We start from the raw sequence: 24,566 nt of genomic DNA, 5'->3' as shown, positions 1-24,566 counted from the left end.
AAGGAAGCGCGCTTCGCCCACTTGATCAGGAATGCCTGGCATTGGTCGGCCGCAGCCTCTTCGAATCCCCATCCCGGTTGCAAGTGGCGGAGGCACAGCACGGGATAGCCAGCGCCGGGCGCCTTTCCTCCGTCGGCGGGATCAGTCGCTGGAACCTGTCCGGGCTTGTTGCCCTTCTTTGGCTTCGGTAGCAATGCTTCAGGACACCGTCAGGAAGTAGGCGCGCATACTGTTATGCGCAATACCGGTATGGCGCACGCCATCCTCGAACGCATCACGCCAGGGCGGCTCTCGATGCGTTTTCTCACGCAGCGTCCACGCCGCGAGGCTTCCGTACCTACCCCAGATGTGAAGCACGAATTCTTCAACACCTTTGAACCGGTCCCAATCGAAGTCCTCGCCTATTTCATCGAAATCGATTGGGCCGCGGCCGTAACTCTTGAAGGCGTGATAGACCGCTGGAACAACCGGCCCGTGTGCCCAAGCCTGGATCTCGTCATCGAAGAGGGGCTTGCCACTCGTCGCTAGGTAGTGACCTTGTGCGTAGTACAGCAACTTCTGCAGCTTCAGGTTAGAGATGTCGGCCTCAGTGTCATCGGCCCACGCCAAGAACCATTCTGCGATCTCTCGTGCCGTGTAGTCCGCCATCACAACCTCCTTTCGCCTGCTTGGCGCCAGTATGGCACGACGGTATGTCAAGCCCTCTGATCCTGGGTGCAATTTGTCCCAATAGTCATGTAAGTTCCGCGCCCCGCCGTGCTGGATACCCTAAGAGCGATGCCGTTGAACGCCTTCTAGTCGAGTAGGGCTGCGATGTCGCGGTAGGTCCAGACACGGTTGGCGATCCCTGCGGCCATCGCGGGAGTGGTCTTCTTGCCGCCGTTGTCCTTAGTGAGCGTCTGGTGGGGCCGCGCGAAGTTGTAGTACATGTAGTGCAGCGACACCGCGTGTGCCAGGTTCTCAACTTTCTTGCTGAAAGCGTTTGTGAGCCTTGTGTATCGGCGCATACCCATCCGCATGGTGAGGTTCTGGCGCTCCACGTAGGACGTGCTGGCCTTGGACAGGTCAGGGTTGCCGTTGATGCTGCGCACGTCGATCCCGGTGCAGACGGCCGGGCTGTACCGACGCTCGTTTTCAACACCGGCTGGCATGTTGTAGATCTTGTGCAGCATCGCGTAGTCGATGTCGCCGTGGAAGGTGTTCTCAACAGCGTTGATGTACAGGCGCAGGCCATCGGTGGTGAGCTGGACCCGATTGGCGAGCCGACGGGCCAGGTCGCGTATGAACATTTCCGCATCGAATGCGGTGTGCTCACCCACGAGCCAGGTGGGGACCAGTTTGGTGTCGGCGCACAACGCCGTCCATGTCCACACGTCGCCGTAACCAAACTCGCCCTGGTGCTCATCGGGCACGTTTTTCTGCTTGCTGTAGCAGAAAGACCAGATCTCATCGCACTGAATGTTCTTGCAGGGCAAGTCAAATAGTGCCGCGTCTTGGTATGCGGCGCACGCCGCACCAAGTTCGACCAGAAGTTTGGTGATGGTGTTTTTCGCCGCCTCTGTCACGCGCACAGTGGCGCGGATGGACATGCCCTCGCACAGGCAGGACACGATCTGCGCCCGCTTATCGGTGGAGAGCCGGTTGACCATGCCTCAATTATGCTTGACCAAAGGGCCAGTTCCAAGACAATTTTCAAAATTCAACACTCAGGATTTGAAGATCCCGTCGGATTTCAAAAAAATCGTGTATCCTGGAGTCATGACCACCGCATCGGCCTCTGGAGTTGATCTCCCGGCGCTGGCCGCGCAGCTCGATCAAGACATCCTTGACGCTGAACGCCGCCTAGCTGAACTTCGCGCGCTGCGGCAGCACACCGAGCAGCTCCTCAAATACGCTTTCGCCGTCAGAAGTGCGGTGGTGCATGGTCAACCTTCTACGGGGAAGTCAACAAAGGCATCCCTCACCGATCAGGTTGTCCAGGTCTTCTTGGATGATCCGGACGCCGTACTTGACGCCGACGAGGTCATCGCTCGCCTGAGGGAGAATGGCCTGCAGGTTGGGGCCGGAAGCGTGCGGAACGCGCTCTACTACGCAGCTGGCAACTACGCGGCCGCTGGCTCACACGGGCTCATCAAGAAAGGGCGAGGGCGCTTTGCCCTAAGAGACTCCTCAACCCCGGTCACCACCGGGGTTGAGGTAGGCGAGGAGCCTGACAGCTCATCCCAAGAGATGGGAGGTTTGCCCTAGAGGGGAACCTGGCTTCCAACCCCAGCAACCCTTTAGTGGAAGTCGGTCGGGTGAACTCGAGCACCCGACCGGCGAATCGGCCGGTGGCGTTACGTCTGGCAGGGCGGGCGTCACCGGCCCCTATCTTTGGGGCCTGATGTAGTTGTCTCTACCGATAATTATACGACATATGCCAGCGAACTGGCCTTTAGCTTTCGCGAAGACGCCAAGCAGCGTAGATGTCGGCCTCGTCGCGACGATAGAACCGCGCCACCTCGCGGGCTTCATCATCCGCGATTTCAACTACCGCAAACCTCAATCCCTCGGCTTCGGATCGGACGGCTTCGAGCACCCGGTATTCGCGCGGTGTCACGCCTCCGAGTGCCAGCGTGCGGCTGCGGCATGTTTCGCGATCTCTGACCGCTGTTCGGGGGTGAGCTTGTCTGCGCGGGCTTTGCCGCCTTTCAAGCCGCCTGCTCGGCCGCGCTCAACGGCACTCGGGTCGTTACCGTCGGTGTGCCATTCGGGCTCAGCGTCTTCGCCCGTTGCCTCACCGACGATGGCGGCAGCGAGCGCGTTCAGGTCGCGTGGGCGTTTGCGAGACCGTTCAGGCATAACCCCAGCGTAGCGGCGGCGCGGACAATCCTACCCGGGCTACGAAACATTGATTCAAACTGACCCACTACCGCACGCTCCCGGGATTTGGCCATAGCCATGATCTAGGGCATACTGTTCGGGTTGCCTTGAGCCGGGTTTGCGCCTGGCTGGGTATACGACCAGCGCTCAAACGGGCGCGTCCGGTCCCATCCTTGGAGCGACTATTTTGTCCGCGAACAAGGCTGTGTGAGGGTGACACGCCCGACCGCGGGGGCCGGTGAACCACGACAGGTAAACAGCGGCGCAGTATCCGGCGCAGCGCTCGATCGGCCCCAGCTGGGCTGGTTCGAGTCGGCGCGCCGGTGGCACCAGGCCCGGATGCCCGGGCCTCAAGAGGAGTGAGGGTAGGAGAAGCGTGGCGGGACAGAAGATCCGCATCAGGCTTAAGGCCTACGACCATGAGGCTATTGACGCCTCGGCGCGCAAGATCGTCGAGACCGTCGTCCGTGCGGGTGCCAGCGTCGTAGGGCCGGTGCCGCTGCCGACCGAGAAGAATGTGTATTGCGTCATCCGCTCCCCGCACAAGTACAAGGACTCGCGGGAGCACTTCGAGATGCGCACCCACAAGCGGTTGATCGACATTCTTGATCCGACGCCGAAGACCGTTGACGCTTTGATGCGCATCGATCTGCCGGCCAGTGTCGACGTCAACATCCAGTAGGGGATCGGCGAACTCATGGCAAGAAAAGGCATTCTGGGTACCAAGCTGGGCATGACGCAGGTGTTCGACGAGAACAACCGGGTCGTGCCGGTGACTGTGGTCAAGGCGGGGCCCAACGTGGTCACGCGGATCCGCACCCCGGAACTCGACGGTTATAGCGCCGTGCAGTTGGCCTATGGCGAAATCAGCCCACGCAAGGTCAACAAGCCCGTCACGGGTCAGTACACCGCCGCGGGCGTCAACCCGCGCCGGCACCTGGCCGAGCTGCGCCTGGACAACCCGGAGGCGGCCGCCGAATACGAGGTCGGCCAGGAGCTGACGGCGGAGATCTTCGCCGACGGCGCCTATGTCGACGTGACCGGTACCTCCAAGGGCAAGGGCTTCGCCGGAACCATGAAGCGTCATGGCTTCCGCGGTCAGGGCGCCAGCCACGGTGCCCAGGCGGTGCACCGTCGTCCGGGTTCCATCGGTGGCTGCGCCACTCCCGCGCGTGTCTTCAAGGGCACGCGGATGGCGGGTCGGATGGGTAATGACCGGGTGACCGTGCAGAACCTGGTGGTGCACAAGGTGGATGCCGAGAACGGCGTGCTGTTGATCAAGGGTGCGGTCCCCGGCCGCACCGGCGGACTTGTTGTGGTTCGCACCGCGATCAAACGAGGTGAGAAGTAATGGCAGCCCAGAAGATTGACGTCAAGACGCCGGACGGCAAGGTCGACGGCTCGATCGAGCTGCCCGCCGCATTGTTCGACGCCCCAGCCAATATCGCGTTGATGCACCAGGTGGTCACCGCGCAGCGCGCGGCGGCTCGCCAGGGCACGCACTCGACCAAGACCCGCGGCGAGGTCAGCGGTGGTGGCCGCAAGCCGTACCGGCAGAAGGGCACCGGACGTGCGCGGCAGGGTTCGACCCGTGCCCCGCAGTTCACCGGCGGTGGCACCGTGCACGGCCCCAAGCCGCGCGACTACAGCCAGCGCACCCCGAAGAAGATGATCGCCGCCGCTCTGCGCGGGGCGCTGTCGGATCGGGCCCGCAACGGCCGCATCCACGCGATCACCGAGCTGGTGTCGGGCCAGACTCCGTCGACCAAGAGCGCCAAGGCATTTCTGAGCACGCTGACCGATCGCAAGCAGGTGCTGGTCGTCATCGGCAGCACCGATGAGGCCGGTGCCAAGAGCGTGCGCAACCTTCCCGGTGTGCACATCCTGGCGCCGGGTCAGCTCAACACCTATGACGTGCTGCGTGCCGACGACGTGGTGTTCAGCGTCGAGGCGCTCAACGCCTACATCGCGGCGAATACGGCTAGCACCGAGGAGGTTTCGGCCTGATGGCGACCGTCACTGACCCACGCGACATCATTCTGGCTCCGGTCATCTCGGAGAAGTCCTACGGACTGCTCGACGACAACGTGTACACCTTTGTGGTGCACCCCGATTCGAACAAGACGCAGATCAAGATCGCTATCGAGAAGATCTTCTCCGTCAAGGTCGCATCGGTGAACACCGCGAACCGGCAGGGCAAGCGGAAGCGCACCCGGACCGGGTTTGGCAAGCGCAAGGGCACCAAGCGCGCGATTGTCACCCTGGCCGCGGGCAGCAAGCCGATTGACCTGTTCGGAGCACCGGCCTAGCCGCGCGCGAGAGAAAGACCTGATAAGACATGGCAATTTGCAAATACAAGCCGACGACCCCCGGTCGCCGCGGCGCGAGCGTGTCCGACTTCGCCGAGATCACTCGGACGGAGCCGGAGAAGTCGCTGGTGCGCCCGTTGCACGGTCACGGCGGACGCAATGCGCACGGCCGCATCACCACTCGGCACAAGGGTGGTGGCCACAAGCGCGCCTACCGGGAGATCGACTTCCGGCGCAACGACAAGGACGGCGTCAACGCCAAGGTCGCGCACATCGAATACGACCCGAACCGCACCGCGAACATCGCGCTGCTGCACTTCCTGGATGGGGAAAAGCGCTACATCATTGCCCCACAGGGTCTCTCGCAAGGCGACGTTGTGGAGTCCGGTGCCAACGCCGACATCAAGCCGGGTAACAACTTGCCGCTGCGCAACATCCCGGCCGGTACGTTGGTCCACGCCGTGGAGCTGCGGCCGGGCGGTGGCGCGAAAATGGCGCGGTCGGCCGGATCCAGCATCCAGCTGCTCGGTAAAGAAGGCACCTACGCGTCGCTGCGTATGCCCAGTGGTGAGATCCGCCGCGTCGACGTGCGCTGCCGCGCCACCGTCGGCGAGGTGGGCAACGCCGAGCAGGCGAACATCAACTGGGGCAAGGCCGGTCGTATGCGCTGGAAGGGCAAGCGTCCGACCGTCCGTGGTGTCGTGATGAACCCGGTGGACCACCCGCACGGTGGTGGTGAGGGCAAGACCTCAGGTGGTCGTCACCCGGTCAGCCCGTGGGGTAAGCCCGAGGGCCGTACCCGTCAGCCGAACAAGGCCAGTAACAAGCTCATTGTCCGACGCCGGCGCACCGGCAAGAAGCACGGGCGCTGAGGAAGTCCCAGGACTAGGAGTACCAGCAGATGCCACGCAGCCTGAAAAAGGGACCGTTCGTCGACGACCACCTGCTCAAGAAGGTGGACGTACAGAACGAGAAGAACAGCAAGCAGGTCATCAAGACCTGGTCGCGCCGTTCGACGATCATTCCCGACTTCATTGGCCACACCTTCGCGGTGCACGATGGCCGCAAGCACGTCCCGGTGTTCGTCACCGAGGCGATGGTCGGCCACAAGCTCGGTGAGTTCGCGCCGACGCGCACCTTCAAGGGCCACATCAAGGACGACCGAAAGGCCAAGCGCCGATGAGCACCACGACGACTGAATATCGGTCGGCCGTCGCCAAAGCACGGTTCGTGCGAGTTTCGCCGACTAAGGCGCGCAGGGTCATCGACCTGGTGCGCGGCAAGTCGGTGGCCGACGCGCTCGACATCTTGCGCTGGGCGCCGCAGGCCGCCAGCGAGCCGGTCGCCAAGGTGATCGCCAGCGCCGCGGCCAACGCGCAGAACAACGATGGCCTGGACCCGGCGACCCTGGTGGTCGCGTCGGTCTACGCCGACGAGGGCCCCACCGCCAAGCGCATCCGTCCGCGCGCCCAGGGTCGGGCGTTCCGGATCCGCCGACGCACCAGCCACATCACCGTCGTGGTGGAAAGCCGCCCGAGCAAGGACCAGCAGTCGTCGAAGTCGTCGCGGGCTCGCCGCGCAGAGGGCAGCAAGGCCGCCGCGAAGGCGCCGGCGGCTAAGAAGGCTGGATCTGCCCCGAAGGCCAAGGCGCCCGCCAAGAAGGCACCCGCGAAAAAGGCTGCGCCGCAATCTGAAGCCAAGACGTCTGAGACTTCTGACGCGAAGGGAGGCTCAGACTAGTGGGCCAGAAGATCAATCCGCACGGCTTCCGGCTGGGGATCACCACCGATTGGAAGTCCCGCTGGTACGCCGACAAGCAGTACGCCGACTACGTCAAGGAAGACGTGGCGATCCGCCGGCTGCTGTCGACCGGTCTCGAGCGCGCCGGCATCGCCGACGTGGAGATCGAGCGCACCCGCGACCGCGTCCGGGTCGACATCCACACCGCGCGTCCCGGCATCGTCATCGGCCGCCGCGGCACCGAGGCCGACCGGATCCGTGCAGACCTGGAGAAGCTGACCGGCAAGCAGGTCCAGCTGAACATCCTCGAGGTGAAAAACCCGGAGTCGCAAGCACAATTGGTGGCCCAGGGCGTTGCCGAGCAGCTGAGCAACCGCGTGGCGTTCCGTCGCGCTATGCGTAAGGCGATTCAGTCGGCGATGCGTCAGCCCAACGTCAAGGGCATCCGGGTGCAGTGCTCGGGCCGCCTCGGTGGCGCCGAGATGAGCCGTTCGGAGTTCTACCGCGAGGGCCGGGTTCCGCTGCACACGCTGCGCGCCGACATCGACTACGGCCTCTACGAGGCCAAGACCACCTTCGGCCGGATCGGTGTGAAGGTGTGGATTTACAAGGGCGACATCGTCGGCGGCAAGCGCGAATTGGCCGCAGCCACACCGGCGGGCGCCGACCGTCCGCGCCGCGAACGGCCGTCGGGCACCCGCCCACGCCGCAGCGGTGCATCGGGTACCACGGCCACCAGCACCGAGGCTGGACGGGCCGCGGGCGCCGAAGAGACCGCCGCGGCTCCGACCGAAAGTGCGCCTGCCCCCGAACCGCAGAGCACGGAGAGCTGAATCATGTTGATTCCCCGCAGAGTTAAGCACCGCAAGCAGCACCATCCACGCCAGCGAGGCATCGCCAGCGGTGGCACCCAGGTGAACTTCGGCGACTTCGGGATCCAGGCCCTCGAGCACGCCTACGTCACCAACCGGCAGATCGAGTCCGCTCGTATCGCGATCAACCGGCACATCAAGCGTGGCGGCAAGGTGTGGATCAACGTCTTCCCCGACCGCCCGTTGACCAAGAAGCCCGCGGAAACCCGGATGGGTTCGGGTAAGGGCTCGCCGGAGTGGTGGGTGGTCAACGTCAAGCCGGGCCGGGTGCTGTTCGAGCTCAGCTACCCCAACGAGCAGACCGCCCGCGAGGCGCTCACCCGAGCAATCCACAAGCTGCCGATCAAGGCACGCATCATCACCCGAGAGGACCAGTTCTGATGGCAGTGGGTATTTCGCCTGGCGAACTGCGCGAGCTCACCAACGAGGAGCTAACCGACCGCCTGCGCGAATCGAAGGAGGAGCTGTTCAACCTCCGTTTCCAGATGGCGACGGGACAGCTCAGCAACAACCGCCGGCTGCGCACGGTGCGTTCGGAAATCGCCCGTGTGTACACGGTGCTGCGTGAACGAGAGCTGGGCCTGGCCAGCGGTCCTGATGGATCCGACGGAAATAAGGAATCGTGATGGCAGAAGCTAAGGCCGCCCCCAAGAAGGCCGCTGCGGCGGATGGCGCTTCGAAAGAGAAGGGCCCGCAGCACACCCCGGCGAACCCGAAGACGCGTGGCCGCCGCAAGACGCGTATCGGCTACGTGGTGAGCGACAAGATGCAGAAGACCATCGTGGTCGAGCTGGAAGACCGTATGCGTCACGCGCTGTACGGCAAGATCATCCGGACGACCAAGAAGGTCAAGGCGCACGACGAGAACAGCGTCGCCGGCGTCGGCGACCGCGTCTCGCTGATGGAGACGCGCCCGACTTCGGCCACCAAGCGGTGGCGCCTAGTCGAGGTGCTGGAAAAGGCCAAGTAACTCCCGATCGACAAGAAACGCCCGAGGCCTCATGGTCTCGGGCGTTTGCTTCGCCCGAGAGCCGGGGGCACCGCCCGCTTGCGGGGGCAGCGCCAGGGCGAAAAAAGATCGGAATTCTCGCCGTGGCGTTACGCTCGGCGCATGTCCCCTGAATCACGTGACTTCAACGGCAAGATCGAGCTGGACATTCGCGATTCGGAACCGGATTGGGGCCCGTACGCGGCGCCGACAGCTCCGGAGAATTCGCCGAACATCCTGTACTTGGTCTGGGACGACACCGGCATCGCCACCTGGGACTGCTTCGGCGGCCTGGTCGAGATGCCCGCGATGACGCGGATTGCCGAGCGAGGCATTCGGCTATCGCAATTTCATACCACCGCGCTGTGCTCGCCGACCCGCGCCTCACTGCTGACCGGCCGTAACGCCACCACGGTGGGCATGGCCACCATCGAAGAATTCACCGACGGTTTCCCGAACTGCAGCGGCCGGATCCCAACCGATACCGCGTTGGTCTCCGAGGTGCTCGCCGAACGTGGTTACAACACTTACTGTGTCGGCAAGTGGCACCTGACGCCGCTCGAGGAATGCAGCATGGCCTCGACGAAGCGGCACTGGCCTACCTCACGCGGCTTCGAGCGGTTCTACGGGTTCATGGGGGGCGAGACCGACCAGTGGTACCCCGACCTGGTCTATGACAACCACCCGGTGAACCCGCCCGGCACCCCGGAGGACGGCTACCATCTGTCCAAGGACCTCGCCGACAAGACGATCGAATTCATCCGCGACGCAAAGGTAATCGCGCCGGACAAGCCGTGGTTCAGCTATGTGTGCCCCGGTGCGGGACACGCCCCGCATCACGTGTTCAAGGAATGGGCCGACAAGTACGCCGGCAAGTTCGATATGGGCTACGAGCGCTACCGCGAAATCGTCCTGGAGAAGCAGAAGTCGCTGGGCGTGGTGCCCCCCGACACCGAATTGTCGCCCGTCAACCCGTATCTCGACGTCAAGGGGCCCAACGGTGAGCCGTGGCCGCTGCAGGACACGGTTCGCCCCTGGGACTCGCTCAACGATGAAGAGCGCAAGCTGTTTTCGCGGATGGCCGAGGTGTTCGCCGGCTTCCTGAGCTACACCGACGCCCAGATCGGTCGAATCCTGGACTATCTCAAGGAATCCGGCCAGCTGGACAACACGATCATCGTGGTGATCTCCGATAACGGCGCCAGCGGTGAGGGGGGTCCGAACGGATCGGTGAACGAGGGCAAGTTCTTCAACGGTTACATCGACACCGTCGAGGAGAGCATGAAGCTCTTCGACCACCTCGGCGGGCCGGAGACCTACAACCATTACCCGATCGGCTGGGCGATGGCATTCAACACGCCCTACAAGCTCTACAAGCGCTACGCCTCGCACGAAGGCGGTATCGCCGACACCGCAATCGTGTCCTGGCCCAACGGAATTACCGCACACGGCGAGTTCCGCGACAACTATGTCAACGTTGCCGACATCACCCCGACGATCTATGACCTGCTGAACATGACGCCGCCGGACACCGTGAAGGGCATCCCGCAGAAGCCACTGGACGGCGTGAGCTTCAAAGCGGCACTTGCGGATTCAACAGCCGACACCGGCAAGCAGACGCAGTTCTACACGATGCTTGGGACGCGCGGTATCTGGCATCAGGGCTGGTTCGCCAACACCGTGCATGCCGCCTCGCCGGCGGGCTGGTCGCGCTTCGACGCCGATCGCTGGGAGCTATTCCACATCGAGGCCGATCGCAGCCAGTGCCATGATTTGGCCGCCGAGCAACCAGAGAAGCTGGAAGAGCTCAAGGCGCTGTGGTTTTCCGAAGCCGCCAAGTACAACGGGTTGCCGTTGGGCGACCTTAATATGATGGAGACGCTGACCAGATTCCGGCCCTACCTGGTCGGCGAACGGGACAGTTACATCTACTATCCGGACTGCGCCGACGTGGGCATCGGTGCCGCCGCTGAGATTCGTGGCCGCTCGTTCGTGTTGCTGGCCGACGTGACGCTGGATACCACCGGCGCCGAAGGCGTGCTGTACAAGCAGGGCGGTGCGCATGGCGGGCATGTGCTGTTCATTCAGGACGGACGCCTGCACTACGTCTACAACTTCCTGGGCGAGCGCCAGCAGCTAGTGTCCTCTTCGGCCGCGGTGCCGTTGGGCAGGCACCTTTTCGGCGCCAGTTACGCCCGCACCGGGACCGTGCCGAAGAGCCATACTCCGCTGGGTGACGTCTCCCTGTTCATCGACGACCAGGTGGTCGGCACACTCGCGGATGTAACTACCCACCCTGGCACCTTCGGATTGGCGGGGGCCGGCATCACCGTCGGCCGAAACGGCGGGTCTGGAGTGTCCAGCCGGTACAAGGCGCCGTTCGTCTTCACCGGCGGAACCATTGCCGCGGTCACCATCGACTTGTCCGGGCGACCCTACCAAGACGTGGAATCCGAACTTGCGCTTGCATTTTCGCGAGACTGAACACTCACGACTGGCTGGGCTTGTCACGCTTGCCGCCGCGGGCGTGATCTGTGCGCTGGCAGGTGGGGTCGTCGGATGCGGAAAAACCATCGGCGGCAACGCCGTTCGGGCCAGCACGACGGCGTCGACCGCGTCCTCGGCGCCGACTTCTACGACGAAACCGCGCAGATCCGACCCGGCCGAGCCGGTGCCCGGCGTCGAGGCCACACCTCCCGACCATATTCCGCCCAACGCCTTGGCCTGCCTGCCGGCTGCCACCGGCAACGGCCGCATGACCGCGGCATCGGTGTCGGATCCGGTGGCGCCCAAGCTCACGGTGCCGCTGCCCGACGGCTGGAGCTCGGCGCCGGGTGACGGTGATGTGGCACTGACCGCGACCGGGCCCGACGGGCTATCGGCGAAGGTGACGATCGCCCCGACCGATCTCGAGCCCGGCGGCGCGTTCCTGCGCTACGGCGCCGACCTGCGCACCGCCACGCCCGGCGTCCAGGTCAGCGTCGAGGCGGCTCAGTTCTGCGGATACAGCAGTCAATTGCTCAGCGGCGGAGCCGGTGGGGTCGCCTTCGCCGACCGCATCACTCACATCTGGACGAACACCAAGGCCTTTCTGGTGGTGATCCATCTGGAGGGTCCTGCGAGTGCGCCGGGGCACAGCGCGGCGAAATCCACGGTGATGCAGCAATTTGCGGTCGTTATCCCCTGAAAAGGGGCGCCCGACTGCTAGCATCTGACCCCGTGCCTGCTGGGAATGGCGCAAACTATCCGTTCTAGTCGTGGTGGTGATGTCCGATGACCGCTGAAGCTCCGCCGCTGCCGCCGTCGAAACCAGATTCGCGCGGGCGGCAAGTCGCAATAGCTTTCGGGATTCTCGTAGCCCTGGTCTGTGTCTACGTCCTCTCGCTGATAGCGGTGCACCTGTTGGCCAAGTCCGCGCCGCCGCTGCCCGCGGTGGATTTCAGCAAGGTCGAGGCCGAGGACAGTGTCGTGCAGGTGAATCTCAGCGAGCTAAAAACCGTGGCGAATCGCCTGACCGTGAATGTGCTTGTGTACCCGAAGGATTCGTTGTACGACAAGAACTTCGGGGTGCTGACCACCGACGCGGCGGTGCGACTGTATCCCGACAACGACCTGGGCGATCTGCAGTACCCGGTAGGAAAAGCGCCGGCGCAGGTCTCCACCACCATCCAGGCACAGGGCGATCCCGGTAACTGGCCGTTCGACTCCTACAAAACGGGTATCATCGCCGCCGACGTCTTCACCGGAACCGGCCAGAACCGCGAAAAGTCCCCCGCACGTGTGGAAGTCACCGGGAAGCTGGACGGCTGGGACGCCACCGTCACCCGCATTCACGACCCCGACGACGCCGATTCCAATGTGATGGATGATGTGGTCATCACGCTGCACCGGGCCAAGGGCCCGCTGATCTTCGATGTCGGCGTGTGCCTGGTGCTGATCACTCTGCCGATTCTGGCGATGTGGGTGGCCATCCCAATGGCGTTGGGCAGGACGTCGTTCCTCCCGCCGTTCATCACCTGGTACGGCGCGATGCTGTTCGCCATCGTCCCGCTGCGCAATATCCTGCCCGGCAATCCACCGTACGGTTCCTGGATCGACCAAGCCGTCGTGCTGTGGGTGTTGATCGGCCTGGTCGCCGCCATGACGATCTTCGTCTCGGCCTGGTGGCGGCATCGAGATCGAAAGACGCCGAACAAGACCTGACGCCGCGGAAGACCTAGAGCGCGAAAAGCCTTACCGCACATTCTCTATCGACGCCGAGGTGATGGCGTCGATAGCGGTGAAGACCCTCGATTGGAAGTCGGGCGGCAGCGGGATGTAGCCGTTTTTGTCGAGGTCGGCCTGGCCCGGCCCGACGGCCGCTTGCAGGAACGCCTTGACCGCTTGGCCGACGGCGGGGTCGGGGTATTTCGAGCAGACGATCTCGTAGGTAACCATCACGATCGGGTACACGTCTGGCTGGGTGGGGTTGTAAAAGGGCGCGGTGTCCAGCACTAGGTCGTTGCCCTTGCCGATGATCTTGGCATTCGCGATGGTCTTGCCGACGGTGTCGGACCCGATGCGTACCGGGCGCAAGGATTTCCGGCTCGCCGGAGTCTTGATCTGGGCGGCGAACAGCCCCTGGTCCATCGCGAACGACAACTCGTTGTAGGAGATCGCGCCCTCGGTGTTCTTCACCTGCGCCGAGGTGCCGATATTGCCGTGAGCGCTGGTACCCACGCCACCGTTGAAGGTCTTGCCGGTGCCCTTGTCCCAGGCCCCGCCGGAGGCGGCCTGCAGGTAGGCCTGAAAGTGTGCGGTGGTGCCGGACGGGTCGGCGCGGTAGACGACATGGATGTTCTCCGGCGGCATTGACGCGTTCATCGCGGTGATGGCCGGATCGTCCCAGCGCGTGATGGTGCCGTTGAAAATCTTGGCCAGCGTGGGCGCGTCGAGCACCAGCGAGTCGATCGCGTTGAGGTTGTAGGTAATAGCGATCGGGCCGAACACCACGGGCAGGTTCCAGGCATCGGCGCCGCCGCACCGCTGCTTGGCCACCGCGTATTGGTCGCCGGCAAGGGGTACGTCCGAGCCGGCGAAGTCGGTCTTGCCGGCCAGCAAGTCGGTGACTCCCGCTGCTGACGCATTTGCGGTGTAGGAGAGACGTTGTCCCTTACAGGCCTTCCCATATGCGTCGACGAATCGCTTCATTGCATTTGCCCGCGCCGTCAAACCGCTGGCGGCGAGGTCTTGTTTGCCGCCGCAATCGACCCGCGCTCCGTTGGCGTAAGAAAGGGATGTGTGGGGCTTGCCGCAGCCTGAGATCACCAATGCGGCCGCGGTCAGCACCCTGATGGCGGCAGCCGGTTTGTTGTGCTTCACGTTGATTGCCTCCTCGCGAACGACAGCCGGTGAGACGGCCTTGGGCGGTGACCAAAGTCTAGCGATGCTGGTTGTCCATAGCGGCGATGAGCTGGGGTAACCGCATCAACTGGAGCGCCGCCTGGCGGGTGCGCACTCAGTCTCCGGCAGCCTGGGTAGCCTGGACGGCGAAGACGGCGCCCGGCGTCGGCGGCGAGCCCGGTTTCGGGGCGCATGTCCACCCCGCGTTCGACACACGTCGACATTCGCAGTTATCGAAGCGACGCGCAAACAAACATCAGATGAATTGAAAGTTTGCAATGTCGGCCGAAGGTGACAGGATGACTAAGGCAGTTTGCGAATAGTCGCATTTTCGATGCGATTGAGACGGGTTGATTACCATCTGACCTCGTGTCGTCTCGGGTTAGCTGGAATTGCCCAGCTATGAGAGTCTGCTGCCAGTTGTCCGCCGTGGAGGTAACCGATGACCACGCAAGCCCCGCCAACGCACGCCGCCCCGCCACCGCCCAAAAAGAAGGGCCGCCTGCTGCTCGGTCTGGGCGTGCTCTTCGCTTTCATCGTGGTGTACAGCCTGTCGTTGTTCGGGTTCCACCTGCTGGCGGAGTCCGGGGCCCCGATCAAGGCGCCTGACCTCAATGCGACCGACGACACCGTGGTTCTGGTCCGGCTGGAGAAGCTGGAGACCATCGCCAACCGCCTCACGGTGAAGGTTCTTGTGATTCCTCAGGATTCGATGTTCGACAAGCGACTCGACGTGCTGAAGACCGATACCGCGGTGCGGATGGATCCGCCCAACGATCTGGGCGACCTGCAATACCCGGCGGGAAAGTCGCCCGCACAGGTCGCCACCACGATCGAGGCACACGGCAACCCGAGTAACTGGCCGTTCGACAGCTACAGCACCGACACGCTTTCCGCGGACGTGCTCGTCGGGGCCGGGGATGCTCGCCAATACATCCCGGCCCGGGTGGAGGTCACCGGTGCGCTGGACGGTTGGGACGTCAGCGTCCGGCACGTCGGCGAGGCCAGCCAGGACTCGGACCGCGGGGACAGTGTGATCATCACGTTGCACCGGGCTAAGGGCCCGCTGATCTTCGACCTTGGTATCTGCCTGGTCCTGTTCAGCCTGCCGGCCTTGGCGTTCGCAGTGGCCATCCAGATCGCGCTGGGCCGGCGGAAATTCGTGCCACCCTTCACCACCTGGTTCGCGGCGATGCTGTTCGCCGTTATCCCGATACGTAACTTCCTCCCCGGCGCGCCGCCGCCGGGCGCGTGGATTGATCAGGCCTTGGTGATCTGGGTGCTGATCGGGCTGGTCGGGGCGATGGGCCTCTACATGTTCACCTGGTACAAGCAATCGGACTAGCGCGCCCAACGCAGGTCGGGCGCCGCCTACCCTGAGGGGGTGCTCACCGAGCTGGTCGACCTCCCCGGCGGCACCTTCCGGATGGGCTCGACGAGCTTCTACCCCGAAGAGGCGCCGATCCACACCGTGACCGTGGGTCCCTTCGCCGTGGAGCGGTACCCGGTGACCAACGCGCAGTTTGCCGAATTCGTCGCTGCCACAGGCTATGTCACGGTCGCTGAGCAGCCGATCGACCCGGCGCTGTACCCCGGTGTGGATCCCGGCGAGCTGAGCGCGGGTGCGATGGTTTTCCGTCCCACCCCCGGCCCGGTCGATCTGCGCGACTGGCGGCAGTGGTGGGACTGGGTGCCCGGCGCGAGTTGGTGCCATCCGTTCGGGCCGGACAGCGATGTCGCGGACCGGGCCGACCACCCCGTCGTGCAGGTCGCGTATCCGGACGCCGCCGCCTACGCGCGCTGGGCGGGGCGACGGCTGCCGACGGAGGCGGAGTGGGAGTACGCGGCGCGCGGCGGACGCGAGACGACCTATGCCTGGGGCGAGGAGCCCAAACCCGACGGGCAACTGATGGCCAACACCTGGCAGGGCGACTTCCCGTACCGCAACGACGGTGCGCTCGGCTGGGTGGGAACGTCGCCGGTGGGCGAGTTTGCGCCGAACGGGTTCGGACTGCACGACATGATCGGCAATGTCTGGGAGTGGACGGCCACCGAGTTTTCCGCGCATCATCGGCTCGACGAGCCACCGAAGGCCTGCTGTACACCCTCGGGGCCCGCGGACCCGGCCGTCAGTCAGGCGCTGAAGGGTGGCTCGCACCTGTGCGCGCCGGAGTACTGCCATCGCTACCGTCCGGCCGCCCGGTCGCCGCAATCACAGGACACCGCCACCACCCATATCGGATTTCGCTGCGTCGCCGACCATGGATCGGCCGCCGCGCGTTAACGACGGCTTTCGGGCAGGTGACAGAACTATGCAGGGCGCCGGATTTAGTTGCGCCGGCGGTGTGGATGTTCGCTACCATCTGCCCGTGTCGCCCCTTCAAGCTGTGCCTCGCCAGCGAGTTGCCGGCCCGGACCGATGACCACTGAGACGCCTCCGACGCAGGCGTCCGCAGAGCCGGAGCAGCCGTCGAAGCCGGGGCCGGTCGGCTTTTTCAGCCGGCACCGGCCGCGCCTGTCACTCGGGGCATTCATCCTGGCTGTCGTCATCGGCTGCTACGCCTTCTCACTGTTCGGGGTGCACTACTTGCAGCGGACGGCGGGACCGCTGCCGCCACTGGACCTGAGCGAGGGCGGCGGCAACGACACCATCGTGCAGTTGCGCCTCGATGACTTCAAAACCACTGCCAATCGGCTCAAGGTGGACGTGCTCGTTTATCCCCCGGATTCGCTGTACGACAAGCGATTCGACGTGCTGAACACCGATGTTGCGGTGCGTCTATATCCCACGAGCGACCTCGGGGATCTGCAGTTCCCGAAGGGCAAGGCGCCCGCGCAGGTCGAGACCACGATCGAGGCGCACGGGGACCCGGCCAACTGGCCGCTCGACACGTACAAAACCGAGAAAATCTCGTCCGATGCCCTGATCGGCTCGGGCGATGAGCGCAAAAAACTGCCCGCCCGGGTCGAAGTGACCGGAAGCTTGGATGGCTGGGATGTCGACATCAGCCGCGTCGACGAAACCAGCAACGTCAACTCGCGCGGTCTCGATGACGCGCAGCTAGTCATCACGCTGAAGCGGGCCAAGGGGCCGCTGGTCTTTGACCTTTTCATCTGCGTCGTCCTGATCACCCTGCCGACCCTGGCGCTGTTGGTGGCCATTCCGATGGTGATGGGCCGCAGAAAGTTCGTGCCCCCGTTCGGAACCTGGTACGCCGCGATGCTGTTCGCGATCGTCCCGCTGCGAAATATCCTGCCGGGCTCGCCACCGCCGGGCTCCTGGATCGACCAGGCCATCGTGCAGTGGGTGCTGATCGCGTTGGTGGTGGCGATGAGTCTGTACATCCTTGCCTGGGTCCGCCAAGGCGACTGAGGCGCGCGAGGGCCGGCATCGCCGCTGCTAGACACGGGTGCGGCCGAGCGGCGCCGGCGGGTCGCGCGCCCGGCGAGCTCTGCCCGGCCAGGAATTTGGCGCTGAGCAGGTCTTCACCTAGACTCTAGGGGTTGCCTTGGGCAGACCTCGGCTGGTGCGTGCAAGCGTCACAGGCCCTGCGTGCCCTTCGGTAACAAAGACCGCGCACGTCAGGTTTGTGGTGGGCCTTGCTTTCTGGAGGTTTGCCGAGGTGTCCTCCTGCCGTGCACACGTGAACTCAGTCAGGAGATCGAGTGATTCAGCAGGAATCGCGGCTGAAGGTCGCCGACAACACCGGCGCCAAGGAGATCTTGTGCATCCGGGTGCTCGGTGGCTCGTCGCGACGCTACGCCGGCATCGGTGACGTCATCGTCGCCACCGTCAAGGACGCCATCCCGGGTGGCAACGTCAAGCGCGGTGATGTCGTCAAGGCCGTCGTGGTGCGCACCGTCAAGGAGCGCAGGCGCCCCGACGGCAGCTATATCAAGTTCGACGAGAACGCCGCGGTAATCATCAAGCCCGACAACGACCCGCGCGGGACCCGCATCTTCGGGCCCGTCGGGCGCGAACTGCGCGAGAAGCGATTCATGAAGATCATCTCGCTGGCTCCGGAGGTTTTGTAGATGAAGGTCAAGAAGGACGACACCGTCCTGGTGATCGCGGGCAAGGACAAGGGCGCCAAAGGCAAAGTGCTGAAGGTTTACCCGGACCGCGACCGCGTGCTGGTCGAGGGTGTCAACGCGATCAAGAAGCACACCGCGGTTTCGACGAACCAGCGCGGCGCCCGCTCGGGCGGAATCGTCACCCAGGAAGCGCCGATTCACGTCTCGAACGTGATGGTGGTCGACTCCGACGGTAAGCCGACTCGTGTCGGCTACCGGGTCGACGAGGAGACCGGCAAGCGCGTCCGTATTTCTAAGCGCAACGGCAAGGACATCTGACATGACCACCGCAGAGAAAGTGCAGCCGCGCCTGAAAGAGCGCTACCGCAACGAGATTCGCGATGCGCTGCACAAGGAGTTCGCCTACGCCAACGTCATGCAGATCCCGACGGTGACCAAGGTCGTCGTCAACATGGGCGTCGGTGACGCCGCCCGGGATGCCAAGTTGATCAACGGCGCGGTCAGCGACCTGGCCCTGATCACCGGGCAGCGACCCGAAATCCGCAAGGCCCGCAAGTCCATCGCGCAGTTCAAATTGCGCGAGGGCATGCCGATCGGCGCGCGGGTCACCCTGCGGGGAGACCGGATGTGGGAGTTCCTTGACCGACTCACATCCATTGCGCTACCCCGTATTCGCGACTTCCGCGGCCTTTCGCCGAAGCAGTTCGACGGGGTCGGCAACTACACCTTCGGACTGGCCGAGCAGTCGGTGTTCCACGAGATCGACGTGGACAAGATTGACCGGGTCCGCGGCATGGACATCAACGTCGTCACCTCGGCGACGAACGACGACGAAGGACGAGCGCTGTTGCGGGCCCTCGGCTTTCCGTTCAAGGAGAACTGAGTAGATGGCTAAGAAGGCGCTCGTTAACAAGGCCAACGCCAAACCGCGCTTCAAGGTGCGTGGTTACACGCGCTGCAACAAGTGCGGACGTCCGCGTGCGGTTTACCGCAAATTCGGGCTGTGCAGGATCTGCCTGCGCGAAATGGCGCACGCGGGCGAACTGCCCGGCGTGCAGAAGAGCAGCTGGTAACAGGCACAGGACGAGAGACCAACCCAGAACAGGTGCGCGACAGGCCCCTAACGGGAACCATCGCGAGGAAGGTTACAGACGCTGTCATGACAATGACGGACCCGATCGCAGACTTTTTGACACGTCTGCGCAACGCCAATTCGGCGTATCACGACGAGGTGACGTTGCCGCACTCCAAGATCAAGGCCAACATCGCCCAGATCCTCAAGAGCGAGGGCTACATCAGCGACTTCCGGACCGAAGATGCTCGGGTCGGCAAGTCGCTGGTGGTTCAGCTCAAGTACGGACCCAGCCGGGAACGCAGCATTGCGGGCCTGCGTCGGGTCTCCAAGCCCGGTCTGCGGGTGTACGCGAAATCCACCGGCCTGCCCCGCGTGCTCGGCGGCCTGGGTGTCGCGATCATCTCGACATCCTCGGGCCTGCTGACCGATCGTCAGGCAGCCAGACAGGGCGTGGGCGGCGAAGTCCTCGCGTACGTGTGGTAGGGGCGGGAGGTAACAAGAAACTATGTCGCGCATTGGTAAGAAGCCGATTCCGGTTCCCGCCGGGGTCGATGTCACGATCGACGGCCAAAAGATCTCGGTGAAGGGTCCCAAGGGCACCCTGGACCTGACGGTCGCCGAGCCGATCACGGTGGTACGCAGCGAAGACGGTGCGATAGTGGTCAACCGTCCGGACGACGAGCGGGAAAACCGTTCGCTGCACGGGCTTTCGCGCACCCTGGTGTCCAACCTGGTCACCGGCGTCACGCAGGGCTACACCACCAAGATGGAGATCTTCGGCGTCGGCTACCGGGTGCAGCTCAAGGGCTCCAACCTCGAGTTCGCGCTCGGTTACAGCCATCCCGTGTTGATCGAGGCGCCCGAGGGCATCACGTTCGCGGTGGAGACGCCGACGAAGTTCAGCGTCACCGGGATCGACAAGCAGAAAGTCGGCCAGATTTCGGCGAACATCCGTCGCCTGCGCCGTCCCGACCCCTACAAGGGCAAGGGCGTGCGCTACGAGGGTGAGCAGGTCCGCCGCAAGGTCGGAAAGACAGGTAAGTAGTCATGGCGAAAACACAGGCTGACGCGCCAAAGTCGGTGGGTAAGAACATCTCCGCCACTCGACGTGTCGCACGGCTGCGCCGGCACGCGCGGCTGCGCAAGAAGATCGCCGGCACCTCGGAGCGTCCCCGCCTGGTGGTGAACCGGTCCGCGCGACACATCCACGTGCAACTGGTCAACGACCTGACCGGCACCACGGTGGCCGCCGCATCATCGATCGAAGCGGACGTGCGTGGCGTCGACGGTGACAAGAAAGCCCACAGCGTGCGGGTCGGCCAATTGATCGCCGAGCGCGCCAAGGCCGCCGGCATCGACAACGTGGTGTTCGACCGTGGCGGATACAGCTACGGCGGACGGATCGCGGCGCTGGCCGATGCCGCCCGTGAGAACGGATTGAAATTCTGATGACAACTGGAAGGACCGCATAATGGTGGAGCAGTCCGCTGGGGGGCAAGGCGCCCCGGACAGCCGTGACGGCCGCGATTCCCGCGACTCCCGTGACGGGCGGGGTCGGCGCGACGGCGGCGGTGGCCGCGGCCGCGACCGCGATGGCGACAAGAGCAACTACCTGGAACGGGTCGTCGCGATCAACCGTGTTTCCAAGGTGGTCAAGGGCGGTCGGCGATTCAGCTTCACCGCCCTGGTCATCGTGGGTGACGGCGCGGGCATGGTCGGCGTCGGCTACGGCAAGGCCAAGGAAGTTCCGGCCGCGATCGCCAAGGGCGTGGAAGAGGCGCGCAAGGGCTTCTTCCGGGTCCCGCTGATCGGCGGCACGATCACGCACCCGGTGCAGGGTGAGGCGGCCGCTGGTGTGGTGCTGCTGCGCCCGGCCAGCCCGGGTACCGGTGTGATCGCGGGCGGTGCGGCACGTGCTGTGCTGGAATGCGCCGGAGTGCACGACATCCTGGCCAAGTCGCTGGGAAGCGACAACGCGATCAACGTGGTGCACGCCACGGTCGCGGCGCTCAAGATGTTGCAGCGCCCGGAGGAGGTGGCCGCTCGTCGCGGTCTGCCGATCGAGGATGTCGCCCCGGCCGGGATGCTGAAGGCGCGACGGGAAAGTGAAGCGCTGGCCGCCAGTGCCGCGCGTGAAGGAACGGCACAGCAATGAGCCAGCTGAAGATCACCCAGGTGCGCGGCACGATTGGGGCGCGCTGGAAGCAGCGCGAGTCCCTGCGCACCCTGGGGCTGCGAAAGATTCGCCAGTCGGTGGTCCGCGAGGACAACCCCCAGACCCGCGGGCTGATCGCGGTGGTGAACCACCTGGTTGAGGTGGAGGAGACCAAATGACCATCAAGCTGCACGACCTGAAGCCGGCCCCCGGGTCGAAGACGGCGCGCACCCGCGTCGGTCGCGGTGAGGGTTCTAAGGGTAAGACCGCCGGCCGCGGTACCAAGGGCACCAAGGCACGCAAGAACGTGCCGGTGACCTTCGAGGGTGGTCAGATGCCGATCCACATGCGGCTGCCCAAGCTCAAGGGATTCAAGAACCGATTCCGCACCGAGTACGAGATCGTCAACGTCGGCGACATCAGCCGGCTGTTCCCCGAGGGCGGCGCCATCGGCGTCGCCGAGCTGGTTACCAAGGGCGCGGTTCGGAAGAACTCGCTGGTGAAGGTGCTCGGCGACGGCGACCTGACCGTCAAGGTCGAGGTGTCGGCGCACAAGTTCAGCGGCAGCGCCCGCGACAAGATCACCGCCGCCGGGGGCTCGGCCACCGAGCTCTCCTAACGCTGCGCTTCGGCCCCGACATCCATCAATGCGGACACGGTAGCGAGCGCGGAATCTAGTGCCGCGCTTCGGGTTTCGCTCTGTTCGGGCATGCCGCGCGAGATCAGGACCGATCCGACCATCAAGGCGACAATGCTCCATGCCCGTCGCCGACGGTCGGACTCGTCGCCATCGAGCAGCTCGGTGATCCGGTCGATCAGGGCGATCATCTTGCGTTCGTAGGTCTCTTTGACGGACGGTTCGGCGCGGGACACGTCCGCGCTCAGCGCGGGCATCACGCACCCGCCCGCCACATCGAGGCTGTGATCGGTGTTCATGTATCCGTGGAGAAAAGCGACCATGTGCGCCCGCGCCTCGGCGTGGGTCATTGCACCCGTATCCGTCACGAACGGTTCGCCCAACCCCGCCTCGACGACGGCCTCGAGAATCGCGGTCTTGCTCGGGAAGTTCGAGTAGAACGCGCCCGACGTGACGCCAGCGGCGGCGGCCAGCCCGTCGACGCCGATGCCGTTGAATCCGCTCGTCTTGAGCGAGCGGGTGCCGGCGCGCACGAGGGCGTCGCGCGCGCGTGCCTTCTGGCCTGGTGGATATCTCACTGGTCCCGCCCTTCTGCTTGACGTTCGCACCATCATAGAATAACGTCCGTTACGATAACGATCGTGATTCAACGAGTACGGCGAAAGGCATCCGATGGTCAGCACGCAGGCGAAAGAGTTCGCCGATTTCTTCGGCGCCCTGAGCGCGCGGTCCGCCAACCCCAATTTCGACATCGGCACGGTGCGCGATGTCATCGAGACGATGCATCTGGCCACCAAGGAGCCCGAGGGTGTGACCTACGCCGAAGTGGATGCCGGCGGGGTGGAGGCGCTGTGGTGCATTCCCGTCGATGCCGACCAGGACCGCGTGCTGCTGCACAGTCACCTGGGCGGCACCGTCGTCGCGTCCATGCACTCGGATCGCAAGGCCGCGGCGCACATCGCGAAGGCGGCGGGCGCGCGCGCCCTGGTACTCAACTTCCGGCGCTCGCCGGAACACAAATTCCCCGCCCAGATCGAAGACGTGCGCAATGCCTACAACTGGCTGCTGGCACAGGGGTACCAACCGGAAAACATTGCCAGTGTTGGGCATTCGGTCGGCGGCAACTTTGCGGTCGGTCTGGCCATCGCGCTGCGCGACGAAGGAGCCGCGCTGCCGGGGAGATCGTGTCGATCTCCCCGTGGGTCGATCTGACGATGACGAACGAGACGTACACCACCAATGCGGAGCGAGACCGGCTGCTGTCGCGGCCGCTCGCGGAGTTCTTCCGCTCGTCCTGGCTGGACGGCACCGGCGTGGCCTTCGACGACCCGCGGGTGAGCCTGCTTGGCGCGGATCTGTCCGGGCTGCCGCCGACCGCGGTGTTCTGGGGCGCCGACGAACTGCTCGCCGGTGAGGACGCCGAATTCGCCCGTCGCATCGAGGCGGCCGGAAACGACGTCCTGGTGCGCGAGGTCGAAGGGGGCCAGCACTCCTTCATCGTCGCCGCGGGCTGGGTGCCCGAGGTCGACGACGCGATCGCCGAGATCGGCGACTGGCTGCGCAAGAAACTGGGTAACTGACTAACCGAGCTGCGGAATCACTTCTGCGGCAAGGCGTTCCATCTGCTCACGGTTCTCTCCGACGTCGGCACCCAGCGGGTTCAGCAGTAGCGTCTGGGCGCCGGCATCGAGCACCTCTTGGAGCCCGCGGGCGACATCGTCGGGCGTGCCGGACACCGGGACCGCCTCGATGCCGGGTATCACACCGCTGTAAGTGCGCTCCAACCCGTCCAGCACTCGCTCGCGGGCGCGTGCGGCGTCGTCGTCGACCATCAGATAAACGCGCTTACTGATCGGAAAGTGCGCCGGGTCCTTCTGCTGTTCGTCGAGCTCGCGAAGCACGATCGGGACGGCTTCGGCGAAGGCTTCGGTCGGCGACGCGCCCGCGCCCATGAAGGCGTCGCCGTGGCGCACCGCCCGGGCCAAGGCCTTGGGCGCCATGCCGCCGAACCAGATCGGCGGGTGCGGGCGCTGCACCGGCTTGGGTTGGAACGGCAGATTGGCGACCTCGCGGAACCGGCCGTGGAAGTCCACCGTCGGCTCGTCGGACCAGGCCGCCTTCATCAGGGTGAGGCCTTCGTTGAACCAGGAGATGAAGGTGTCCTTGTCGACGCCGAACGCCGCGAGCGTGGGCCCGCCGCGCCCGGGTGCGACACCGATATCCAGGCGGCCGTGGCTGATCCGGTCGACCGTGGCCACCGCGGAGGCCAGCTGAAGCGGCTCGTGCTGCGACGTCACCAGCACGGCCACCCCGAGCCGCAATCGCTGCGTGAAGGCCGCGCAAAAAGACAGCAACTCCAGCGGCGCCAGCAGCGGCGCGCGGCCGATGGTCTGCTCGAGCGTCCAGATCCCCTCGAATCCGAGTTCTTCGGCGCGCTCCACGTATGAGCGCAGGCCGTCTCGGTCGAAGTCCGCGTAGTCGAACTGGGGGATCGCAATCGAGAACCTCACG

The 24,566-nt window shown here is 64.6% G+C and carries 35 protein-coding genes and 1 pseudogene; 29 read left to right on the top strand and 7 right to left on the bottom strand.

Annotated features, from left to right (window positions below; genetic code table 11):
- Positions 1 to 198: 198 nt before the first annotated feature.
- Positions 199 to 648 carry a Panacea domain-containing protein gene (locus tag G6N54_RS13855; RefSeq protein WP_163790635.1) on the bottom strand — a complete coding sequence of 150 codons (450 nt, stop codon included), beginning with the start codon at positions 646 to 648 and terminating at the stop codon, positions 199 to 201.
- Between the two features lie 146 nt (positions 649 to 794).
- Positions 795 to 1,649, bottom strand: a complete 855-nt coding sequence (locus G6N54_RS13850) for an IS1 family transposase (RefSeq protein WP_163790634.1) — start codon at positions 1,647 to 1,649, stop codon at positions 795 to 797.
- Between the two features lie 13 nt (positions 1,650 to 1,662).
- Between G6N54_RS13850 and G6N54_RS13845 the strand changes: the two genes are divergently transcribed.
- Complete coding sequence (locus G6N54_RS13845; protein WP_163790633.1) at positions 1,663 to 2,247, top strand: hypothetical protein; 585 nt, start codon at positions 1,663 to 1,665, stop codon at positions 2,245 to 2,247.
- A 187-nt stretch (positions 2,248 to 2,434) separates the two neighbouring features.
- On the opposite strand, the gene G6N54_RS13840 is transcribed toward G6N54_RS13845, so the two are convergent.
- Together G6N54_RS13840 and G6N54_RS13835 are read right to left on the bottom strand one after the other, a co-directional pair.
- Positions 2,435 to 2,599 (bottom strand): hypothetical protein, encoded by a 165-nt coding sequence (locus G6N54_RS13840; RefSeq protein WP_163790632.1) that lies wholly within the window; start codon positions 2,597 to 2,599, stop codon positions 2,435 to 2,437.
- On the bottom strand, positions 2,596 to 2,841 hold the full coding sequence (locus G6N54_RS13835; RefSeq protein ID WP_163790631.1) for a histone H1: 246 nt from the start codon (positions 2,839 to 2,841) through the stop codon (positions 2,596 to 2,598). The genes G6N54_RS13840 and G6N54_RS13835 overlap by 4 nt, the downstream gene beginning before the upstream one ends.
- 397 nt (positions 2,842 to 3,238) lie before the next feature.
- Here G6N54_RS13835 and rpsJ point away from each other — a divergent pair, with 397 nt between their 5' ends.
- The 14 genes from rpsJ to G6N54_RS13765 all read left to right on the top strand — a co-directional run bounded on the left by rpsJ (position 3,239) and on the right by G6N54_RS13765 (position 12,974).
- Positions 3,239 to 3,544: a 30S ribosomal protein S10 gene (rpsJ, locus tag G6N54_RS13830; protein ID WP_163790630.1), complete on the top strand. Its 306-nt coding sequence runs from the start codon at positions 3,239 to 3,241 to the stop codon at positions 3,542 to 3,544.
- 15 nt (positions 3,545 to 3,559) lie between these two features.
- Complete coding sequence (rplC, locus tag G6N54_RS13825; protein WP_036466700.1) at positions 3,560 to 4,213, top strand: 50S ribosomal protein L3; 654 nt, start codon at positions 3,560 to 3,562, stop codon at positions 4,211 to 4,213.
- Positions 4,213 to 4,869 (top strand): 50S ribosomal protein L4, encoded by a 657-nt coding sequence (gene rplD / locus G6N54_RS13820; protein ID WP_163790629.1) that lies wholly within the window; start codon positions 4,213 to 4,215, stop codon positions 4,867 to 4,869. The genes rplC and rplD overlap by 1 nt, the downstream gene beginning before the upstream one ends.
- Positions 4,869 to 5,171, top strand: coding sequence for a 50S ribosomal protein L23 (gene rplW, locus G6N54_RS13815; RefSeq protein ID WP_096284771.1), 303 nt, complete (start codon positions 4,869 to 4,871; stop codon positions 5,169 to 5,171). The genes rplD and rplW overlap by 1 nt, the downstream gene beginning before the upstream one ends.
- A 29-nt stretch (positions 5,172 to 5,200) precedes the next feature.
- Positions 5,201 to 6,043 carry a 50S ribosomal protein L2 gene (rplB, locus tag G6N54_RS13810; RefSeq protein WP_163790628.1) on the top strand — a complete coding sequence of 281 codons (843 nt, stop codon included), beginning with the start codon at positions 5,201 to 5,203 and terminating at the stop codon, positions 6,041 to 6,043.
- 29 nt (positions 6,044 to 6,072) lie between these two features.
- Positions 6,073 to 6,354: a 30S ribosomal protein S19 gene (rpsS, locus tag G6N54_RS13805; protein ID WP_025738376.1), complete on the top strand. Its 282-nt coding sequence runs from the start codon at positions 6,073 to 6,075 to the stop codon at positions 6,352 to 6,354.
- Positions 6,351 to 6,911, top strand: coding sequence for a 50S ribosomal protein L22 (gene rplV / locus G6N54_RS13800; RefSeq protein WP_163790627.1), 561 nt, complete (start codon positions 6,351 to 6,353; stop codon positions 6,909 to 6,911). Before rpsS ends, rplV begins: the two co-directional genes overlap by 4 nt.
- Positions 6,911 to 7,744: a 30S ribosomal protein S3 gene (gene rpsC / locus G6N54_RS13795; protein ID WP_163790626.1), complete on the top strand. Its 834-nt coding sequence runs from the start codon at positions 6,911 to 6,913 to the stop codon at positions 7,742 to 7,744. The genes rplV and rpsC overlap by 1 nt, the downstream gene beginning before the upstream one ends.
- 3 nt (positions 7,745 to 7,747) lie before the next feature.
- Complete coding sequence (gene rplP / locus G6N54_RS13790; RefSeq protein WP_036466709.1) at positions 7,748 to 8,164, top strand: 50S ribosomal protein L16; 417 nt, start codon at positions 7,748 to 7,750, stop codon at positions 8,162 to 8,164.
- Positions 8,164 to 8,409: a 50S ribosomal protein L29 gene (gene rpmC / locus G6N54_RS13785; RefSeq protein ID WP_163790625.1), complete on the top strand. Its 246-nt coding sequence runs from the start codon at positions 8,164 to 8,166 to the stop codon at positions 8,407 to 8,409. The genes rplP and rpmC overlap by 1 nt, the downstream gene beginning before the upstream one ends.
- Positions 8,409 to 8,753, top strand: coding sequence for a 30S ribosomal protein S17 (rpsQ, locus tag G6N54_RS13780; RefSeq protein WP_163790624.1), 345 nt, complete (start codon positions 8,409 to 8,411; stop codon positions 8,751 to 8,753). The genes rpmC and rpsQ overlap by 1 nt, the downstream gene beginning before the upstream one ends.
- A 141-nt stretch (positions 8,754 to 8,894) precedes the next feature.
- Complete coding sequence (locus G6N54_RS13775; protein WP_163790623.1) at positions 8,895 to 11,255, top strand: arylsulfatase; 2,361 nt, start codon at positions 8,895 to 8,897, stop codon at positions 11,253 to 11,255.
- Positions 11,230 to 11,958: a hypothetical protein gene (locus G6N54_RS30515; protein ID WP_232073698.1), complete on the top strand. Its 729-nt coding sequence runs from the start codon at positions 11,230 to 11,232 to the stop codon at positions 11,956 to 11,958. Before G6N54_RS13775 ends, G6N54_RS30515 begins: the two co-directional genes overlap by 26 nt.
- A gap of 86 nt (positions 11,959 to 12,044) precedes the next feature.
- Entirely contained in the window at positions 12,045 to 12,974 is a 930-nt protein-coding gene (locus tag G6N54_RS13765; RefSeq protein WP_163790622.1) for a DUF4436 domain-containing protein, read from the top strand.
- Between the two features lie 30 nt (positions 12,975 to 13,004).
- Here the strand turns inward: G6N54_RS13765 and pstS are convergent, their stop codons facing one another.
- A complete protein-coding gene (pstS, locus tag G6N54_RS13760; protein ID WP_163790621.1) occupies positions 13,005 to 14,132 on the bottom strand; it encodes a phosphate ABC transporter substrate-binding protein PstS in 1,128 nt (375 codons plus the stop codon).
- 463 nt (positions 14,133 to 14,595) lie between these two features.
- Here pstS and G6N54_RS13755 point away from each other — a divergent pair, with 463 nt between their 5' ends.
- The 13 genes from G6N54_RS13755 (at position 14,596) to rplO (ending at position 22,037) form a co-directional block, all read left to right on the top strand.
- Entirely contained in the window at positions 14,596 to 15,498 is a 903-nt protein-coding gene (locus G6N54_RS13755; RefSeq protein WP_163790620.1) for a DUF4436 domain-containing protein, read from the top strand.
- A gap of 39 nt (positions 15,499 to 15,537) precedes the next feature.
- Positions 15,538 to 16,437, top strand: a complete 900-nt coding sequence (locus G6N54_RS13750) for a formylglycine-generating enzyme family protein (RefSeq protein ID WP_163790619.1) — start codon at positions 15,538 to 15,540, stop codon at positions 16,435 to 16,437.
- 135 nt (positions 16,438 to 16,572) lie between these two features.
- Entirely contained in the window at positions 16,573 to 17,526 is a 954-nt protein-coding gene (locus G6N54_RS13745; RefSeq protein ID WP_163790618.1) for a DUF4436 domain-containing protein, read from the top strand.
- 293 nt (positions 17,527 to 17,819) lie between these two features.
- Positions 17,820 to 18,188: a 50S ribosomal protein L14 gene (gene rplN, locus G6N54_RS13740; RefSeq protein ID WP_003403649.1), complete on the top strand. Its 369-nt coding sequence runs from the start codon at positions 17,820 to 17,822 to the stop codon at positions 18,186 to 18,188.
- A complete protein-coding gene (gene rplX, locus G6N54_RS13735) occupies positions 18,189 to 18,506 on the top strand; it encodes a 50S ribosomal protein L24 (protein ID WP_163790617.1) in 318 nt (105 codons plus the stop codon).
- A gap of 1 nt (position 18,507) precedes the next feature.
- Positions 18,508 to 19,071, top strand: a complete 564-nt coding sequence (gene rplE, locus G6N54_RS13730; protein WP_163790616.1) for a 50S ribosomal protein L5 — start codon at positions 18,508 to 18,510, stop codon at positions 19,069 to 19,071.
- Positions 19,072 to 19,075: 4 nt separating this feature from the next.
- The gene (locus G6N54_RS13725; RefSeq protein WP_085224603.1) at positions 19,076 to 19,261 is read left to right on the top strand and encodes a type Z 30S ribosomal protein S14; all 186 of its coding nucleotides are present in this window, start codon (positions 19,076 to 19,078) and stop codon (positions 19,259 to 19,261) included.
- An 86-nt stretch (positions 19,262 to 19,347) separates the two neighbouring features.
- Entirely contained in the window at positions 19,348 to 19,746 is a 399-nt protein-coding gene (gene rpsH / locus G6N54_RS13720) for a 30S ribosomal protein S8 (protein ID WP_066818230.1), read from the top strand.
- 22 nt (positions 19,747 to 19,768) lie between these two features.
- Positions 19,769 to 20,308 carry a 50S ribosomal protein L6 gene (gene rplF, locus G6N54_RS13715; RefSeq protein WP_163790615.1) on the top strand — a complete coding sequence of 180 codons (540 nt, stop codon included), beginning with the start codon at positions 19,769 to 19,771 and terminating at the stop codon, positions 20,306 to 20,308.
- Positions 20,309 to 20,310: 2 nt separating this feature from the next.
- The gene (gene rplR, locus G6N54_RS13710; protein ID WP_163790614.1) at positions 20,311 to 20,712 is read left to right on the top strand and encodes a 50S ribosomal protein L18; all 402 of its coding nucleotides are present in this window, start codon (positions 20,311 to 20,313) and stop codon (positions 20,710 to 20,712) included.
- A gap of 22 nt (positions 20,713 to 20,734) precedes the next feature.
- Positions 20,735 to 21,418 (top strand): 30S ribosomal protein S5, encoded by a 684-nt coding sequence (gene rpsE / locus G6N54_RS13705; RefSeq protein WP_163790613.1) that lies wholly within the window; start codon positions 20,735 to 20,737, stop codon positions 21,416 to 21,418.
- Positions 21,415 to 21,597: a 50S ribosomal protein L30 gene (rpmD, locus tag G6N54_RS13700; protein ID WP_163790612.1), complete on the top strand. Its 183-nt coding sequence runs from the start codon at positions 21,415 to 21,417 to the stop codon at positions 21,595 to 21,597. The genes rpsE and rpmD overlap by 4 nt, the downstream gene beginning before the upstream one ends.
- Positions 21,594 to 22,037 carry a 50S ribosomal protein L15 gene (gene rplO / locus G6N54_RS13695; protein ID WP_163790611.1) on the top strand — a complete coding sequence of 148 codons (444 nt, stop codon included), beginning with the start codon at positions 21,594 to 21,596 and terminating at the stop codon, positions 22,035 to 22,037. The genes rpmD and rplO overlap by 4 nt, the downstream gene beginning before the upstream one ends.
- Here rplO and G6N54_RS13690 read toward each other — a convergent pair.
- Entirely contained in the window at positions 22,034 to 22,633 is a 600-nt protein-coding gene (locus tag G6N54_RS13690; RefSeq protein ID WP_163790610.1) for a TetR/AcrR family transcriptional regulator, read from the bottom strand. The genes rplO and G6N54_RS13690 overlap by 4 nt on opposite strands.
- Before the next feature lie 94 nt (positions 22,634 to 22,727).
- Here G6N54_RS13690 and G6N54_RS31580 point away from each other — a divergent pair.
- Positions 22,728 to 23,635, top strand: a pseudogene (locus G6N54_RS31580) (alpha/beta hydrolase fold domain-containing protein).
- Here the strand turns inward: G6N54_RS31580 and G6N54_RS13680 are convergent.
- Positions 23,636 to 24,565 (bottom strand): LLM class flavin-dependent oxidoreductase, encoded by a 930-nt coding sequence (locus G6N54_RS13680; protein WP_163790609.1) that lies wholly within the window; start codon positions 24,563 to 24,565, stop codon positions 23,636 to 23,638.
- Between the last annotated feature and the right edge of the window lies 1 nt (position 24,566).

Source organism: Mycobacterium stomatepiae, assembly GCF_010731715.1.
Lineage (GTDB): Bacteria > Actinomycetota > Actinomycetes > Mycobacteriales > Mycobacteriaceae > Mycobacterium > Mycobacterium stomatepiae.
The sequence above is the reverse complement of the archived record's forward strand: the minus strand, read 5'-3'. Positions and strand labels throughout refer to the sequence as shown.